The sequence below is a fragment of the Bradyrhizobium sp. SYSU BS000235 genome (assembly GCF_049747295.1).
Taxonomy (GTDB): Bacteria; Pseudomonadota; Alphaproteobacteria; order Rhizobiales; family Xanthobacteraceae; genus Afipia.
Window position 1 is genome coordinate 2379362 of sequence record NZ_JBMHJM010000001.1, and the last position, 14121, is coordinate 2393482.

Sequence of the window (14121 nt, forward strand, 5' to 3'; positions counted from 1 at the left end):
GCGAATAACCGAAGAATCCAGCCGTCCTACCGTCGGCTAGACCCGCTCCGAGACTGCGTTTCGTGCCCTAGCGCACTCAACCTTGCGCTCAAAAAGTGCGAGTGCTACCTATCTGAAAAATAGTAATGACTGGAGCTGCAACTCTGAGGATCCCATTCTTCAAACGAGCGATAGTCCGCAGAAATGTTAAGGACGATCCCGGCTCAAGTCCCGCAATTTTGTTCATCCATGGTTTGGATGGAAGTCCAGCAAAGACCTGGGCTCGGATGATAGCGACTTGTGTGTCGGATAAGGCTTTTGATCACTTTTCGCTCGATTGCTATGCTTACCCGTCGCGTTGGTCCCCACCGATCTTCGGACGAATCGCAAATCTCCATGAGCTGTCTCGCGGTCTCGAGACCGAAATCCGAGCCAGACATAGCCATCGTTCTGAACTGATAATTGTTGCGCACAGCTTAGGGGGGCTAGTCGCACGGCAATACATCATCAACGTCCTAAAATCGAAGCAGCGGCAAATTGCAACGAAGCTAATGCTGATTGCTGTGCCGCACACCGGGGCGACGTTAGCAAACGTCGCGACGAACATTTATGGCTATCATCCGCAAGTAAGCCAACTCTGCAAAAATGCAGATCTTCTGCAGATTCAGAATGAAGATTGGATTCATCTCCGCGCAGAAGGCGCCGTGGATGTTCGATACGTTATCGGGGGAGCGGACTCAGTAGTCACGCCAGACAGCGCCAGCCCATTTCAGCCCTCTGAGCGGGTGCACACCTTGATCGGCAGCAACCATCGATCGATTGTAGAGCCAAACGATAAAGACGACACCAGATACATCGTTCTTAAGCAATTTGCGCTAGAGGGGAACTTATCAAACTTAACAGCGAACTCTGCTCAACGCGTCGGAACGCATCGTCCAGCAGACGTATTATTCGATCTATATTCGAAGCAGGATGAGTTGTTTTACCTACAACGTTCGTCGGACGAACGAATAAGCGTGGCGTCAACCAACGGGCACATCTGGATTACAGGCAACAGCGGTGTTGGCAAAACGTCAGCGGCGAGAAGATCTATCTTCTCTGCCGGACGTCAAGTAGCGCAGATCATCTTAGCGGGCTACCACGGCTTGACGGCACTTGGTTTGTTCAGGGCGATGTGCGTGGAGCTCTCCGAAAGCTTAGGGCATGACGAACTCCCACCTGCGAGCTCTACGCCAGCCGAGCTATTGACCTTTGTCAAGCGAATGCTTCGCGCTAGAACCGATGGTGGATCTCTTACGATCCTCGTGGAGGAGATACCTCTTGGAACGAAGGAAGATTTCGACGTTTTTCTCGGATCTATCCTCCAGATGATACTCGTCCTCGAAGCGGATGCTCGTCTGCATGAAAGGATCAGGCTTGCATTCACATCGATCCATGATCCCTCCCGAGGTGCTGTCGGTCTGGAAAAATTGCATGAAAAGCTGCAGTTCATTGATATGTCGCCATGGAGTCTGGACGATCTAACATCATTGAGCCGTATCATCGCGCGGGAGCTGAATCCACACTTGAGCAGCAATGAGATCGGTCTCATTGCGCGGGCAGCTAGTGGCTCGCCGCGCTACATCAAATCAATTTTTAGGCGGTGGAGAAACGGTACCGATGGGGGGCGATCTGTCCCAGAGTTGATTGAAAGTATAGCGATGGAGGTTCGGCATGCCTAAAATGCTGAAGTCGACAACCATCATACCATCGTCATTGTATGTGGAGAGAGCTGCTGATCGACAGCTCGACCGCATCATCGAGGATATGGGACGCCCTGGATACGTCCTCGTAGCTCGACAGATGGGGAAGACTAACCTGTTGATCCACATGAAGCGTCGGCGAGAGACGCTCGGCGATGTGGTCGTTTACTTTGATCTTTCAACGCGATTTGAAAGCGCAAGAGATCTCTTTCGATTCGTAATTGATCGGATTGTCGAATCTGTCGATGATTTGCAGCGCGAAGTCCTGGCGCGAATCGAAAGCCAAAGAAAGGACGTGCGAGCTGAAGCAAATCTCGAGTTCGATCGGCACCTGCGGACTATACTGAAAGCGCTGAACGGTCGGCGCCTCATCATCGTACTGGACGAAATCGATTCACTGATTAGCGCAGTCTACTCTGACAGCATATTCGCGCAGATTAGAAGCATGTACTTCTCTCGCGTCAATCATCCGGAATATGAGCGATTGACGTATGTGCTATCCGGCGTCGCCGATCCAATAGACCTTATCAAAGACAAAAACATCTCCCCCTTTAACATCGGTGAAAAAATCTATCTCGATGATTTCTCTCACGACGAATTCGCTCGGTTGCTGGATAACGCAAAAGTTCGCTTTTCGACGGCCGTGATCCAGGAAATTTACGCTTGGACTGCGGGCAACCCTCGCTTGTCTTGGGACTTGGCCGCCGTGTTGGAAGATCTAGGGGAGAGTGGAGAACAAGCGACGCGCAAGGATGTCATAGCAGCTGTCGAAAAACTCTATCTGAGCCGCTTTGACCGGGCACCCGTTGACCATATTCGTGTTTTAGCTGAGAGCGATCCTCAAATTCGTAGCGCGTTGATTAGCATACGGTGGGGCAAAGGAGATTCATTGGATGAGAGAAGTCGGGCGAGATTGTATCTCGCCGGGATCATTTCAGATGCGAGCGGCACGCCAACCGTAAAAAACAGAATTGTTGACGCAGCCCTATCTGACGCGTGGCTTGCGCAAGCATCGGCCTCCCAAAGAAGCTTACTCGAATCGGCTGCTGAACACTTCAAAGAGCAGCGATATGATCAAGCCATACAGCATATCCAGGATCATATTCAAATTCAGCCCGCAGGCGTCGAGCTGGATGTAACACACCAGTTCATGCTGGGAATGGCCTACTACAATGAGCGACGTTTCGAGCTGGCAATCTCTAGCTTAAAAAAAACGATTGAGCAGTCGTCGAATTCCGAGCTTACGGCGACATGCCAGTACTACCTTGGCTCATCCTATCTTCAGAGCGGTAACGTTACAGAAGCGGTTCCGATACTAGAACACGCAGTGACTACCAGCGGCACACTCCAGAATGTCGCACGCTTGTCCTTGACGTCCGCACTCCTTCGGCTTGATGCAACAGGTCATTTCGAAAAAATTCTTAGCATCACTGAATCGGTCGTTGGAGAATTAATGGCCGGCCGGACGCTACCCGCTGCTGATGACGCAGAACTAGTTGCGTCAATCTACTTTAATCTTGGGCAGGCGAATGCTGCCACCGGCAGGAGCGGGCCAGCGGGTGAGGCCTTCGGTTCATCTCTAAAATACGCGCCTGCAAAGTGCCACCCGGCAATTTTGATACGGACGATGAGGAATGACTCTGGTGCTCCTGTGTCTGATGCAGCTAGGAAAGCTGCACATGTCATCATGAGCGAGCGTATTCTCCTCGCCCCTAAGACTCAAAATTCACTGGAGTTCGACGAAACAGTCTTAGCTTCGGTAATTCTGAAGTTAAACGACGAAAGCGCGTTCGAAGAACTCGATCAGCTAGTGAGATACGCTAGCGACACGTTGTATGCTCACGCAAGGAGACCATTTGCGGTCCTCCTGCATCTAGCGCTCGCATCGAATGATGACAGAGCTGGCCTGAGCCCGCTCGCTCGATTAGCTTTGGAGAGGTATGACGACGAAACTGTTACTTCTGAGCAACGTTTCGAGGCGATACGCCTGGCCGCTCAATATACGACAGGGGGACAGCGTGAACGGTATGTCACCGTTTATGCGGAGTCTCTTCAGGATCGATATACCAAGAACATCTCGCCATCAGACGATGATTTCGTCGTTCTCATCAACTTATCGAGCGAGCTGATCGTTCGAGGTGAGCATCGGCGTGCGTTGAATCTAATCAATATCGGCATGGAGATCGCGGGATTTCCGGACGATGATCATTGGCTCTTTTATGTGCTCCTCCTGCGCTACAGGCTTGATACTCTACGTTCGTTAGAGATGCTAAGTGAAGCTCGAGCAACTGCTAAGCGCTTATTGGAAGTCACCGAAGCCGGAGCGCCCAAGCAATTGCCGGATTCGGAAGGATTCGATCTCGCCTCAATGATCGAAAGCTTCAGAACCTTTGCCAGCAAAGCCCTGCAGGATCATTTGATCGATCCGTTTAGAAAGATTGGTCGAAACCAACGTGTTGTCGTGCGCGACATGGAGACGAAGCGTGTCCGAACAGTAAAATTCAAATTCGTTGAGCGGGAGCTGCGGAGCGGTGCTTACGAATTGGAAGACATCGAGGCAAACAAATGACGTATCGAGCGTACAAGATTATCGAGCGTTTATGTTTGACGAATTCGCCTACCTTCACGTACCCTTCCCAATTAGAGCTCGAAACACTTTGAGTAATACATGATCGCGCGGATCTTCGCGGCGAAATAGCTTCGCCCGAATAGCATCTGCTATCGGTCGCTTCATGATAAACCGGCTGTGGTAGATTGGCTTTCAAGCGAGGCCGACGAGATGATTGCCCTGAACTTCTCGAGGATCTCCGGGCTACTGCTCGCCAAATATTTTTCGATCTTTTCGTTCGCGACCAGTTTTGAGAGATATCCAGAAGCAATCACTAAGTGTAACACATCCTCGCCATAGGAGGACTCAACTGCTTTGAAGTCCCGTTGCAAAGTTTCCATTTCTCGCTCCATGCGAGCCATTTGCTCAGGGGTCATTCCTGATATTTTCTTGGGTCGTTCTGGTCTAGCCAGATCGGATTGTTTAGTGGCCGCAAGCAGGGCTTTGGCATAGCTTGAGCTGAAGTTAGAAACTGAATGCATGAGCTCCGCTGCCTCAATCTGGCGCATAGGCTTCATCTTTTTCAAAACGCCAAAGGTGGACGGATTCACGAACCTATCCTTGAGCATTTCAATGACTTCGGGACATACGCCGTCTAAGAGAGTTCTTCGTCGCTTGATATGACCGATATTGACGTCGAGAGCTCGCGCGAGCTTTTCTTCAGGAACACCCTTCTCAAGTGCCCGCACAATCATAAAGTGTTCTTGTATTGTGGCGAGATGGTTTATTCGCTTATTGTAAGTGAAAGCCTCATCATCTAGCGCCAAGATGCAGCGAGCTTCTGTTTCGCCAAGATCTAATAGTATCGCTCGACGAGCATGACCGTCCAGTAACAAGCGTGAACCGTTGTCGGATGCCTCGCGGGTAACCACTAGAGGCTCGATGAGCCCGATTTCGGCTATGGATTGAGCTATTCGCTTGTACCGTGCAGAAGTCTTTAATGCTTCGGGCACTTGCTTGTGTGGAAGCACCTTGTCCAAACGCAAATCCAAAATGGTTTGTTCGAATCCAACTCTGACGTTGGAAACCTGCATCTTATCCTCCGAGTAGCTCAATACGGTCCGCGAGTACGCGAGGAACGGTATGGAGCTCCTCTTGACGTAGCATTTGCAAAAACCGCGGATCAGCAAGCAGGGTGCGCAAAGCATTCACAACGAAGATAAGGCGTTCCTGTGCGAGGGTTGCTTTCTTGACGACGAGCTTCTGTCGATCAGCCTCCTTTCGATAAGCCCTAATAAGAGCACCAGATGTCACGGTTTTTTTGGATTGTGAACGTCGGCTCGCTGAGCGAAGACTCTTTCCGGTGAGATTTCGCTGTTCGACAATTCGGCGTATGGCAACAATTTGATTCCCTGGAATCGCGCCAGTTTCATAAGCCTCAGCCAATGCACGTTGAACGTCGGTGTCTTTGGCTCTCGCGATCTCCATCGCGATCGAATGTGGAATGATTCCTCGTTCCACTCCGGATAGAAGCCTCTCTTCACCGTGCTCGAGGAGATAACATATCGCATATACATATTCCGGGCTGAAATCGATTTTCGCCGCAATTTGAGCTGTCGAGTAGCCTCTCTTTTTGAGGTTACCGATTTCAGAAACCAACTCGATAGGAGAGTGGTGCCTTCTCGCTAAGTTCTCAACCAGACTCATGACGTAGCAGTCTTCCGGCGATGCACTGATGACTACAGCCGGTATTTCTTTTTGGCCAAGCGCGACAAAAGCCTCGAGACGCCCCTGACCGCAAACTAGATCGAAAGCAGTTCCACCGTCTCTCTCGCTTACAGTGATTGGCTTTTTGAGGCCTAGGTGGGCAATACTCGAAACGAGCTCACTAAAAACACGTTTATTTCGCGCGCGCGGATTAAGGACGGTGATTAAGTCAATCGGAATTGAGCGGATAACGCGAGTGTGCTCCTCTTCATTCATGCCGCATACCTCAACTCTCCACGCGAGCTGAGATTCAGCAGCGTGTCCAAAGTGTCGAAGCGATAAGCGTCGAACTGAATGCTATTATCCTCGCGCAACCGGAATGTATTTTCAGCAAGGTCGATGCGCGGAAGCAGATAGTAGTCCATCACGGAATCGTTCGCTTCGTTCATTCGAAGAACGATGGTGATGTCAGGAAGTAAGCTCGTGTCGAATCTAACTTTCCAGCGAAGGCCGCCAGATTGCATTCGACAGCATCGAACTAAGACAATTGAGGCAGTGAACTCCCCGTTGATCGTCAGAATGTCGTTTATAGAATTGACAGTTACCTCTCCCCCTACACCCTCGATACGTTCTAGCGCCATCGACACGATGTCGGGATGCATTGACCTGAGTTTTCGATTGATCTGAATGTATCGATAGTCGCGAGTGGGGTGAAATCCGACGAGATGATATGCTCTGAGTAAGCTGCCGAAACGTGTGCGATAAGCAGACGTCGATGGCATGTCATCTCTCTCATCGATAGTTAAGCCCGAGAGATAGCCCGCACTAGTGTAGAGTGAAGACAGGCGCTCCAGCATCTCGTCATCGCTCAGACGTTTGCTGCGTTCGTCGATGATTCTTTTAGCCGCTTGGAAGAAATCTAGCTCGACCAACCCTTCGAATGCGTTTGGACACCTCACCCAAAGATCCGGCGGATTCGACACCCTTTTCTGCTTTAACTTGAAGGAGATGCGATTATAGACGTTATTGCCGATGTATTTCTCGTTCGTAAGCACTTGGTGAACTGTCCCCCGGCTCCAGGGTCGCCCAAATTCGTTCGAAATACCTTCGTCGTTCAGCGTGACGGCTATTTCTTCCTCTCGTTTCAACTGGAGGACGAAGAGCCGATAAATCTGCTGAACAACCTGTTGCTCCTCATCAGGTCCAGGTCGCAGTATAACGCGGTCTGTCTGCAAGCTCTTGTATTCACCGGGTCCCAGCTCGGCTTTGTAGTTTCCTTTGTCATCGATAAGCTGACGGCGAAGCCCGTACCCAGGACTCCCGCCCTGTCTAAAACCCAACGATACGAGATGACACTGTCCACGGAATACTTTGGCCGACAATTCACGGCTATACTCACCGGCCATCGCGCGCTTCATACTCTTTATTATTGTTGAAGCGAGACTGCCATCGTTGTCGAACTGCTCGGCACAGTAATGAATAGCGATGCCGGCTTCGCGGCAGAGATATTCGTAGTATGCGCTTTCATCCGCGTCCTGGAAGCGCCCCCACCGACTAACGTCGTAGACGAGGATCGCAGAGTAACTGGCGCGGCCATGTCGAACGTCCGCGATTAATTGCTTCAGGGCCGCCCGACCTTCTAGTTTCAGGCCGCTCCTTCCTTCGTCTGCATATGTGTGAACAATCGAGTAACCGCGTTCCGCTGCATATGCTGCGATGACCGCGATCTGATTTTCGGTCGAATACTTCTGGTGCTCTGTGGACATCCGCACATATTGTGCGGCTCGCACTGGGCTGGCCGTTCCTTCGAATGGGGCGCGCACCGTCATCTTATCTAACACAATTGGCTTATAGGGGAACAAGTCCACCGACACATAACTGTCGGTAGCCTAGCCAAGGGAGATGCGGAATGTCGCCTCCGAAAACAGACCGAAGAATTCAGTCCATTTCAGGAAAAGGTTTTCGGTTCTCCGAACCGAGTCTCGAGAACGAGCGATTTGCAAACGTCATCTCGCAAGCACTGCGAAGACAATTCGGGGAAACTCATGCGTCGATAAAGACGGTAGTTGCGCTTACGAAAGCAAACGAGCGTGCGGTAAAGAACTGGTTCTCAGCCAAGAACGGTCCGACAGGAGAGCATCTCGTGGATTTGGTTCGCAGCTCGGATGAAGTCTTGGAGGCTGTGCTATTACTGTCGGGCCGCCGAGATTTGGTTCTTGCAAAGAAAGTCGGGGATGCGAAGGCGGTCCTACATCGAATGTTGAAATTGATGGAAGATCTGGAGGGGCAGAAGATCGCCCGAGAGGAATAGATCAGATTGACGCATCTTTACATGGTTACAGGCATAAGATCTCCGGACCTTCAGAAGTCCTATCGATAGTCACCAAATCCAGGGAGCTGTGAGGAAAACGACGATGAAAATAGCGGCGACGATGCCCGCCCATCCTTTGGCGTCAAATGTGAAGCCGGGTCCCTTGAAGCGAAGCCTATGGTTTGACATACAGCTCTCCATTTATTCTGAGAGCAGCTCTTCATTGAGATAAGATAGTTTTGCAGAATCTTGAAGCGGGTCAAGCGCTCCATAGTGCCTTTTACCTCAATGAACACACTTCACTGTTTTCACGTTCCTCAGGCCGACGCTTATCTCCACTTTATCGAGTATTCAGCCGAACCACGGTCAGTATCAATTTCCACCAGCATAAATGACCCGCAAAAACCGCCGATCATTGCCCCTGTGCCGATCATAGCGTGGCTACCTGGCTCTAAGATATTTGATGAACCTAGTTGGACGGCTTGCTTGGGATCAAAGGAGCAGCCTGCGCTCTGGTTACGATTGATCGTAACGTGTTTTAGCGTAATGGCGTCCTGGGAGAGGTTAGTAACGGTGATAAAACCGAACCGCGAACCCTGCTGCATAGCGAGCTTATTCACTTCGACGGCCAACTCTGGTCCAGATAAGTTCATCCTCGTCAGCAACCAACGAAGGGGTTTATCCAATTTGCCCTGAGTGAGTAGGAGGCAAAATACCAGGAATGCAATCAGTCCAATCCATTTGAGAGCGGAGGCGAGAGTGCTTGAGGCGGTAATCATTGTTTGCACCTCTCAAGCAAAGACTTCACCGTTTCTACAAACGCATCCGCCATCGCTGGCTCAAATTGAGCACTTTCGACCTTCATGAACATCCGACCGGTGTTCGCGCGTATCTTTCGGAGACCTTCTTCCGAATTGGTCTCATGCATCGGAGCAAATCCTGTAAATTCGTAACCGGCGATCATTGGGTCTCCGAATCGACGCGCTTCCGAACTCCACTGCATGAGGCGATTCATGCGATCGGGACCATTTCCGTCCGGAGGCGGTGGAATATCAACAAGCGATCCATCGGAGAGCAAAATGCGGTGCTGTGCAGGCCGTTCAGTGGTCACTTCGAAATAGAGGTCGAATGCTCTCTGCCGTCGCTGAATGAGATCAGCATCAAGAGCCATAAGAGGAATAGTAAGCTCTCGGCCACCCTCGTGTTCGAGAAGTTATCTCTGAGCGATTGAACCCAAATTGACGGCTGCTATCTACCACTCAGTCGAAAGGAAGTGGGTCGTGAAAAGAGATGAAACACAGGAAGAGCGCGTTGCTAGGAAGCGCGCGAAGTTTTTTGCTGGGGCGGAGGAGCGAGAGCGAAGGCTTCGAGCAAGAGCATTGGAGCGGCGTATTGAAAGGCTGGCGCGCCACATTGAAAACATTGAGGCTCGCGAAATCAGCGGCCACGAGTACGAGCCCATTGATCTAAAGCGATTGTAACAGCCGTGTTCTTCGCAGAAAATGAGGCCTTGAGCCGTATCCGGGAGGAGACGCGCCGATGGCTAGACGATCATTTGTCTGGCTGGGGCGTTACGTCGTTTATCTCGCTCAACTTCAAAGAAATGCGCCGGTGTGACACCGGTGCATATATTCGACTGGACGAACGTGTCGCCCGGCGGGAGATCGAATTGTTCTGCAAACGGATTGACCGAGCTATTTACGGGCGGCTAGTTCAACGTTTCAATCGGCGGGTCAGACGGATACCGTTTCTCGAATTCGGACATGACCGCGGATGGCATGCGCACGTTATCATTGAGTGTCCGGACGCGGTGGCAGAAGTCCGGTTTCATCATCTCGTCAGGAAAGCTTGGGCGGAATCGTCTTGGAGCACCAATCTTCACGACCGGATGGCGGACGAGGGGGCGCCGTCGTACCTCGCGAAAAAACGTTCAAAAGCCGAGTTGGAAGCCTGGATCGACACGATCGTCCTCGAGGCTGTTGTCGTCGACACTAAATAACTCCGCATACGAGGAGTAAGTGTTGGTGCAAGATCATCCTCTGAAGAAACGTATGTCCCATCACTAGACTCGAGGATCAGAAAACCGTTTCTGAGCCTTATCCAAAATATTGTCCAAAACGATCAACCAAACCAAATGGATACCGAAAGTCGACAATGAAGCACCGTGGCAAATTTATAATCGAGGAATTTGAACTGCTGCGAAGTGTAGCTGGAAAGTCTGGCTTGCAGCTGCCTTCAGAAATTACGCAGGGACCACAGCTATTCCGCAAACGCGATCTGCTATTCAAGCAGCTCAAATTAGATCCGAATAACGAGCATCATGTCGCGTTTCTATGCTCGATTGTTTACGACCATCTTTACCTGGATAAGCCTTCGCCCGCCGATGTGAAGTTCGACGACAATAAAAACTTCGATCTCCTTGTGAGACTGATCAATCACTACAAGAAGAAGCAGCCGAAGCGAGATAGCGATCTCTTCCGATCGTTTCTCAAGGAGGATGCGCAGACGAAGGCGGAGTATCCTAGTGAAGTTAAAGTCGATGCTTTTCGTATGCGTGTCAAACGTGCAGCCGAGAAAGCGATTAACAACAGAATGAAGTTGACCGCAAAACGCGAAGCTCGATTGAAGTTGATACTACCAGATCTGCGGAGCTTTTTCGAGAAGTAGGTTGTGATGATCGAACACGCTGGCCCTGTCGTGTTCGACGGAGAGCCTTAGCTAGGTTGAGTTCAGCAATTTAAGTCTTAGTCATAGTGCTGCGGTTTCGCAGAGGCCGCTGATCTCAACAAAAGGAAAAGGCAGACGTACATGTATAAACAGATTGCAACACGGGCTCGTTTCATGGACCCGATTCAGCACGACGAAAAGCTCACGGATTTCTCAGGCGTCAGGACTGACTGGCCTATCGAGGGGATCGTTTTCAACAATGATGGGTGCAACTACGACGTCGGCGACGATGGCGATTTCACCATGCACTCCATCGAGTTTCACGATGGGTCGCGTTGCTATTTTGAAAGGCTGACTGACGGAACGCTCAGTCACTTCATGGCGGACGCATACACCGAGCTTCGCGATGGTTTGCTGGTCGTTAGTGCTCGATCGGTTTACGAAGACGCTAAGATGAGAGAGAGCAGGGGTACCGCAGACTTCGAGCGCAATGGTGGTGGAAGCGAACATCATAGCGATCACGCATTCCGATCTACTGCTTATCCGAGAGGTCGCCATGGCGGCTTCTGATTGGCTTAGGAGCTGAATATGCATCCCGCTCTTAAGCCGCCAGAACTGCCAGAGAAGCCATCAGCAGCGAGCAGGTATCTTTATGCAAATGCGACGAGGACAAACGATATTAAACACTGGTTGTCCACGGATGGTCCTACCAACGAGTCGGAGCTGGACGACCTGCTTCAGGCGGTCGCAAGCTGTACGAAGATCGGTTCTTACCAAGCTGGGAAGATGACGCAAGAATGGGACGGAAGATCGAAGCCTCGGATACTCATCAAAGGTCCACGCCGTGGTTTGATCATCAGCCCAAAAGCCGTGCGTTACCTCCGACATTGGCTCAGCCTCGTCCGAGAGCTTGGGGCCTATCGGATCGTTAAGCGGCCAGCAACGCTTCGTGGTATTATATTTCCAAAGTAATGGAGGAGCCCGGCCTTAATGCTGGGCTCCTCTGATCTTCAGGGGCATTCCCAGAGCAAAATGAGTCGGTTGCTTTAAACTTTGTTTTGCCCGTCCCGTACTCGACCTTGAGCGGATAAGCGGGCGAGTCGGAAAAATTCCGGGGGTTAATTGTCTAGTAGATCGTGTTGCGATAGGCGCCGGACAACCGCACCCAGGCGCCGTCGCGCACCAGCGAGACGAGAGTCTTGAAGCCCTCGTTGTCCACACCGGCCGAGGTCGGGAAATGTCCGATGTGATCAATGAGAAACGGAACCGGCAGCTTGGAGAGGCGTGGTGCCAACTCGGGCAATTGGCGCGCATCGAGCAGGAATTGCAGATGCCAGCCCATTTCGCGGCACAGCGAGGCATAGCTTTCGATCTGCGCGAAGTTAACACCGCCGCCGGCATAGAGAACGTTCATGCGCAGGCCGACAACGCCCGCATCTTTCAGGGCGGGGCGCTCGCGCTCGGGACAGTCGAGCGCAATCACCGCAATGCCGCGCAAACGCTCACGGTTCGCGCGGAGTGTATCCACCATCAAACGATTGTCGGTGCCGTGCACACTGACTTGCGTCAGCACGCCGTACGTCATGTCCGTGGCGTCCAGCATGGCGAGATAATCGCGCGCGGTGGCTTCGGGTGGGGTGTAAGCGCGGTCCGGCATGAAGGGGTAAGCCGGCGGCAAACCGATCACGTGACAGTGGGTATCCACGGCGCCGGGCGGCACCGTGAAGCGTGTGGCCTTGTGTTGTGAAGGCAGAGGCCCCGGACATGCCGGGGCCTCCTTATGTGTTGAATCAATCATATCAAGCTTCTGCGTGAAGAATTCTGCCGCGGGTTTCGGGCAACGCGTAAGCCGCGAGGAAGAACAGGCCATAAGCCAGCACCGCGAAGATGCAGATGGCGTTGCCAAGGGTGGTGGTGGTGGACAGCCAGCCGACCAGGAACGGGAACAGCGCGCCGATGCCGCGACCGAAGTTGTAGCAGAAGCCCTGGCCCGATCCGCGCAGGCGAGTCGGATACAGTTCGGTCAGGAACGCGCCCATGCCGGAAAAATATCCCGACGCAAAGAAGCCCAATGGGAAACCCAACACCCAGAGGATTTCGTTGCTCAACGGCACCTGCGTGTAGACGAGAATCAGAGCGATCGCGCCGATGGAGAAGGTCAGGAACAGGTTGCGGCGTCCGATGCGATCGGCCAGCCACGCGCCGACGAGATAGCCGATGAAGGAGCCGATGATCAGCGTCGCGAGGTAACCCGTGGAGCCGACGATCGAGAGCTTGCGCTCGGTGGTGAGGAAGCGCGGCACCCAGAAGGTGATCGCGTAATAGCCACCCTGGCAGCCGGTTGCCGCGAGCGAGGCAAGGATTGTGGTCTTTGCGATCGGGCCCGAGAAGATTTCCCAGAGCTGCGGCCGGTCGCCGGTTGCTGCCTGCTTTGCGCGTGTCTCAGCCGCGATCTGCGGTTCTTCAACGTAGCGGCGCAGGAAGAACACCATCAGCGCCGGCAGAGCGCCGATGGCGAACATCCAGCGCCAGGCTTCTTGGGCCGGGAAAATCGAAAACAGAATGGCCTGCGCAAGCACGGCGAGACCCCAGCCGACGGCCCATCCGGACTGCACCGAACCAACAGCGCGTCCACGGTACTGCGCGCGGATGGCTTCGCCCATCAGCACGGCGCCGGCAGCCCACTCACCGCCGAAACCGAGGCCAAGCAGCGCACGGGCGATCAGGAGCTGGTCGAAATTCTGCACGAACGCGCAGACCAGCGAAAAGAACGAGAACCAGAGAATGGTCAGCTGCAACGTCTTCACGCGACCAATGCGGTCCGCAAGATAACCAGCCAGCCAGCCGCCGATGGCTGAAGCAAAAAGCGTCACGGTGCCTGCGAGGCCCGCCGTGCCGGCATCGACCTTCCACATCGTGATAATTGTGCCGATGACGAGCGGATAGATCATGAAATCCATGCCGTCGAGTGCCCAGCCCGACGCACAAGCCCAGAACGTGCGCCGCTCCGGCACGTTCATGTCGCGGTAGAACGCGAGAAGGCTGGTGTCTTCAATTTTTGCGACTTCAATCGCATCCTGCGATGATGTGCTCATAAAATGCTCCCCCAAGTTTAACGGCTGTTGTTCCGGACCCCGCGCCGGCCGCGCGTCACAGGGTTGATTGAA

General features: G+C 52.5%; 12 protein-coding genes and 1 pseudogene. 6 read left to right on the forward strand and 7 right to left on the reverse strand.

What is annotated here, in order from left to right:
- Positions 1-125 precede the first annotated feature (125 nt).
- Together ACP0KA_RS11095 and ACP0KA_RS11100 are read left to right on the forward strand one after the other, a co-directional pair.
- Positions 126-1700, forward strand: a complete 1575-nt coding sequence (locus ACP0KA_RS11095; RefSeq protein WP_424628839.1) for a hypothetical protein — start codon at positions 126-128, stop codon at positions 1698-1700.
- Positions 1693-4290, forward strand: a complete 2598-nt coding sequence (locus tag ACP0KA_RS11100) for an AAA-like domain-containing protein (RefSeq protein WP_424628840.1) — start codon at positions 1693-1695, stop codon at positions 4288-4290. Before ACP0KA_RS11095 ends, ACP0KA_RS11100 begins: the two co-directional genes overlap by 8 nt.
- A gap of 161 nt (positions 4291-4451) precedes the next feature.
- Here the strand turns inward: ACP0KA_RS11100 and ACP0KA_RS11105 are convergent, their stop codons facing one another.
- Genes ACP0KA_RS11105 through ACP0KA_RS11115 form a run of 3 tightly spaced genes read right to left on the reverse strand, consistent with a single transcriptional unit; the run spans position 4452 to position 7817 of the window.
- Entirely contained in the window at positions 4452-5363 is a 912-nt protein-coding gene (locus ACP0KA_RS11105) for a plasmid partitioning protein RepB C-terminal domain-containing protein (protein WP_424628841.1), read from the reverse strand.
- A gap of 1 nt (position 5364) precedes the next feature.
- On the reverse strand, positions 5365-6252 hold the full coding sequence (locus ACP0KA_RS11110) for a plasmid partitioning protein RepB C-terminal domain-containing protein (RefSeq protein ID WP_424628842.1): 888 nt from the start codon (positions 6250-6252) through the stop codon (positions 5365-5367).
- Positions 6249-7817, reverse strand: a complete 1569-nt coding sequence (locus tag ACP0KA_RS11115) for a recombinase family protein (protein ID WP_424628843.1) — start codon at positions 7815-7817, stop codon at positions 6249-6251. The genes ACP0KA_RS11110 and ACP0KA_RS11115 overlap by 4 nt, the downstream gene beginning before the upstream one ends.
- A gap of 68 nt (positions 7818-7885) precedes the next feature.
- On the opposite strand from ACP0KA_RS11115, the gene ACP0KA_RS11120 reads away from it, so the two are divergent.
- On the forward strand, positions 7886-8287 hold the full coding sequence (locus ACP0KA_RS11120) for a hypothetical protein (protein ID WP_424628844.1): 402 nt from the start codon (positions 7886-7888) through the stop codon (positions 8285-8287).
- A gap of 329 nt (positions 8288-8616) precedes the next feature.
- Here ACP0KA_RS11120 and ACP0KA_RS11125 read toward each other — a convergent pair whose 3' ends face one another.
- Complete coding sequence (locus ACP0KA_RS11125; protein ID WP_424628845.1) at positions 8617-9066, reverse strand: hypothetical protein; 450 nt, start codon at positions 9064-9066, stop codon at positions 8617-8619.
- Entirely contained in the window at positions 9063-9458 is a 396-nt protein-coding gene (locus tag ACP0KA_RS11130) for a hypothetical protein (RefSeq protein WP_424628846.1), read from the reverse strand. Before ACP0KA_RS11130 ends, ACP0KA_RS11125 begins: the two co-directional genes overlap by 4 nt.
- Positions 9459-9773: 315 nt before the next feature.
- On the opposite strand from ACP0KA_RS11130, the gene ACP0KA_RS11135 reads away from it, so the two are divergent.
- The 3 genes from ACP0KA_RS11135 to ACP0KA_RS11145 all read left to right on the forward strand — a co-directional run bounded on the left by ACP0KA_RS11135 (position 9774) and on the right by ACP0KA_RS11145 (position 11524).
- Entirely contained in the window at positions 9774-10286 is a 513-nt protein-coding gene (locus ACP0KA_RS11135; RefSeq protein ID WP_424628847.1) for a hypothetical protein, read from the forward strand.
- 155 nt (positions 10287-10441) lie between these two features.
- Entirely contained in the window at positions 10442-10954 is a 513-nt protein-coding gene (locus ACP0KA_RS11140) for a hypothetical protein (protein ID WP_424628848.1), read from the forward strand.
- Positions 10955-11095: 141 nt separating this feature from the next.
- Positions 11096-11524, forward strand: a complete 429-nt coding sequence (locus tag ACP0KA_RS11145) for a hypothetical protein (protein ID WP_424628849.1) — start codon at positions 11096-11098, stop codon at positions 11522-11524.
- Between the two features lie 562 nt (positions 11525-12086).
- Here the strand turns inward: ACP0KA_RS11145 and ACP0KA_RS11150 are convergent.
- Together ACP0KA_RS11150 and ACP0KA_RS11155 are read right to left on the reverse strand one after the other, a co-directional pair.
- Positions 12087-12752: pseudogene (locus ACP0KA_RS11150) on the reverse strand (amidohydrolase family protein); the annotation flags it as partial.
- Between the two features lies 1 nt (position 12753).
- A complete protein-coding gene (locus ACP0KA_RS11155) occupies positions 12754-14049 on the reverse strand; it encodes an MFS transporter (protein ID WP_424628850.1) in 1296 nt (431 codons plus the stop codon).
- Between the last annotated feature and the right edge of the window lie 72 nt (positions 14050-14121).

Excerpts from the sequence above, each read along its gene's own strand:
- ACP0KA_RS11095 (WP_424628839.1), top strand. The coding sequence starts at position 126 with ATGACTGGAGCTGCAACTCTGAGGATCCCATTCTTCAAACGAGCGATA.
- ACP0KA_RS11100 (WP_424628840.1), top strand. The coding sequence starts at position 1,693 with ATGCCTAAAATGCTGAAGTCGACAACCATCATACCATCGTCATTGTAT.
- ACP0KA_RS11105 (WP_424628841.1), bottom strand. The coding sequence starts at position 5,363 with ATGCAGGTTTCCAACGTCAGAGTTGGATTCGAACAAACCATTTTGGAT.
- ACP0KA_RS11110 (WP_424628842.1), bottom strand. The coding sequence starts at position 6,252 with ATGAATGAAGAGGAGCACACTCGCGTTATCCGCTCAATTCCGATTGAC.
- ACP0KA_RS11120 (WP_424628844.1), top strand. The coding sequence starts at position 7,886 with ATGTCGCCTCCGAAAACAGACCGAAGAATTCAGTCCATTTCAGGAAAA.
- ACP0KA_RS11125 (WP_424628845.1), bottom strand. The coding sequence starts at position 9,066 with ATGATTACCGCCTCAAGCACTCTCGCCTCCGCTCTCAAATGGATTGGA.
- ACP0KA_RS11130 (WP_424628846.1), bottom strand. The coding sequence starts at position 9,458 with ATGGCTCTTGATGCTGATCTCATTCAGCGACGGCAGAGAGCATTCGAC.
- ACP0KA_RS11140 (WP_424628848.1), top strand. The coding sequence starts at position 10,442 with ATGAAGCACCGTGGCAAATTTATAATCGAGGAATTTGAACTGCTGCGA.
- ACP0KA_RS11145 (WP_424628849.1), top strand. The coding sequence starts at position 11,096 with ATGTATAAACAGATTGCAACACGGGCTCGTTTCATGGACCCGATTCAG.
- ACP0KA_RS11155 (WP_424628850.1), bottom strand. The coding sequence starts at position 14,049 with ATGAGCACATCATCGCAGGATGCGATTGAAGTCGCAAAAATTGAAGAC.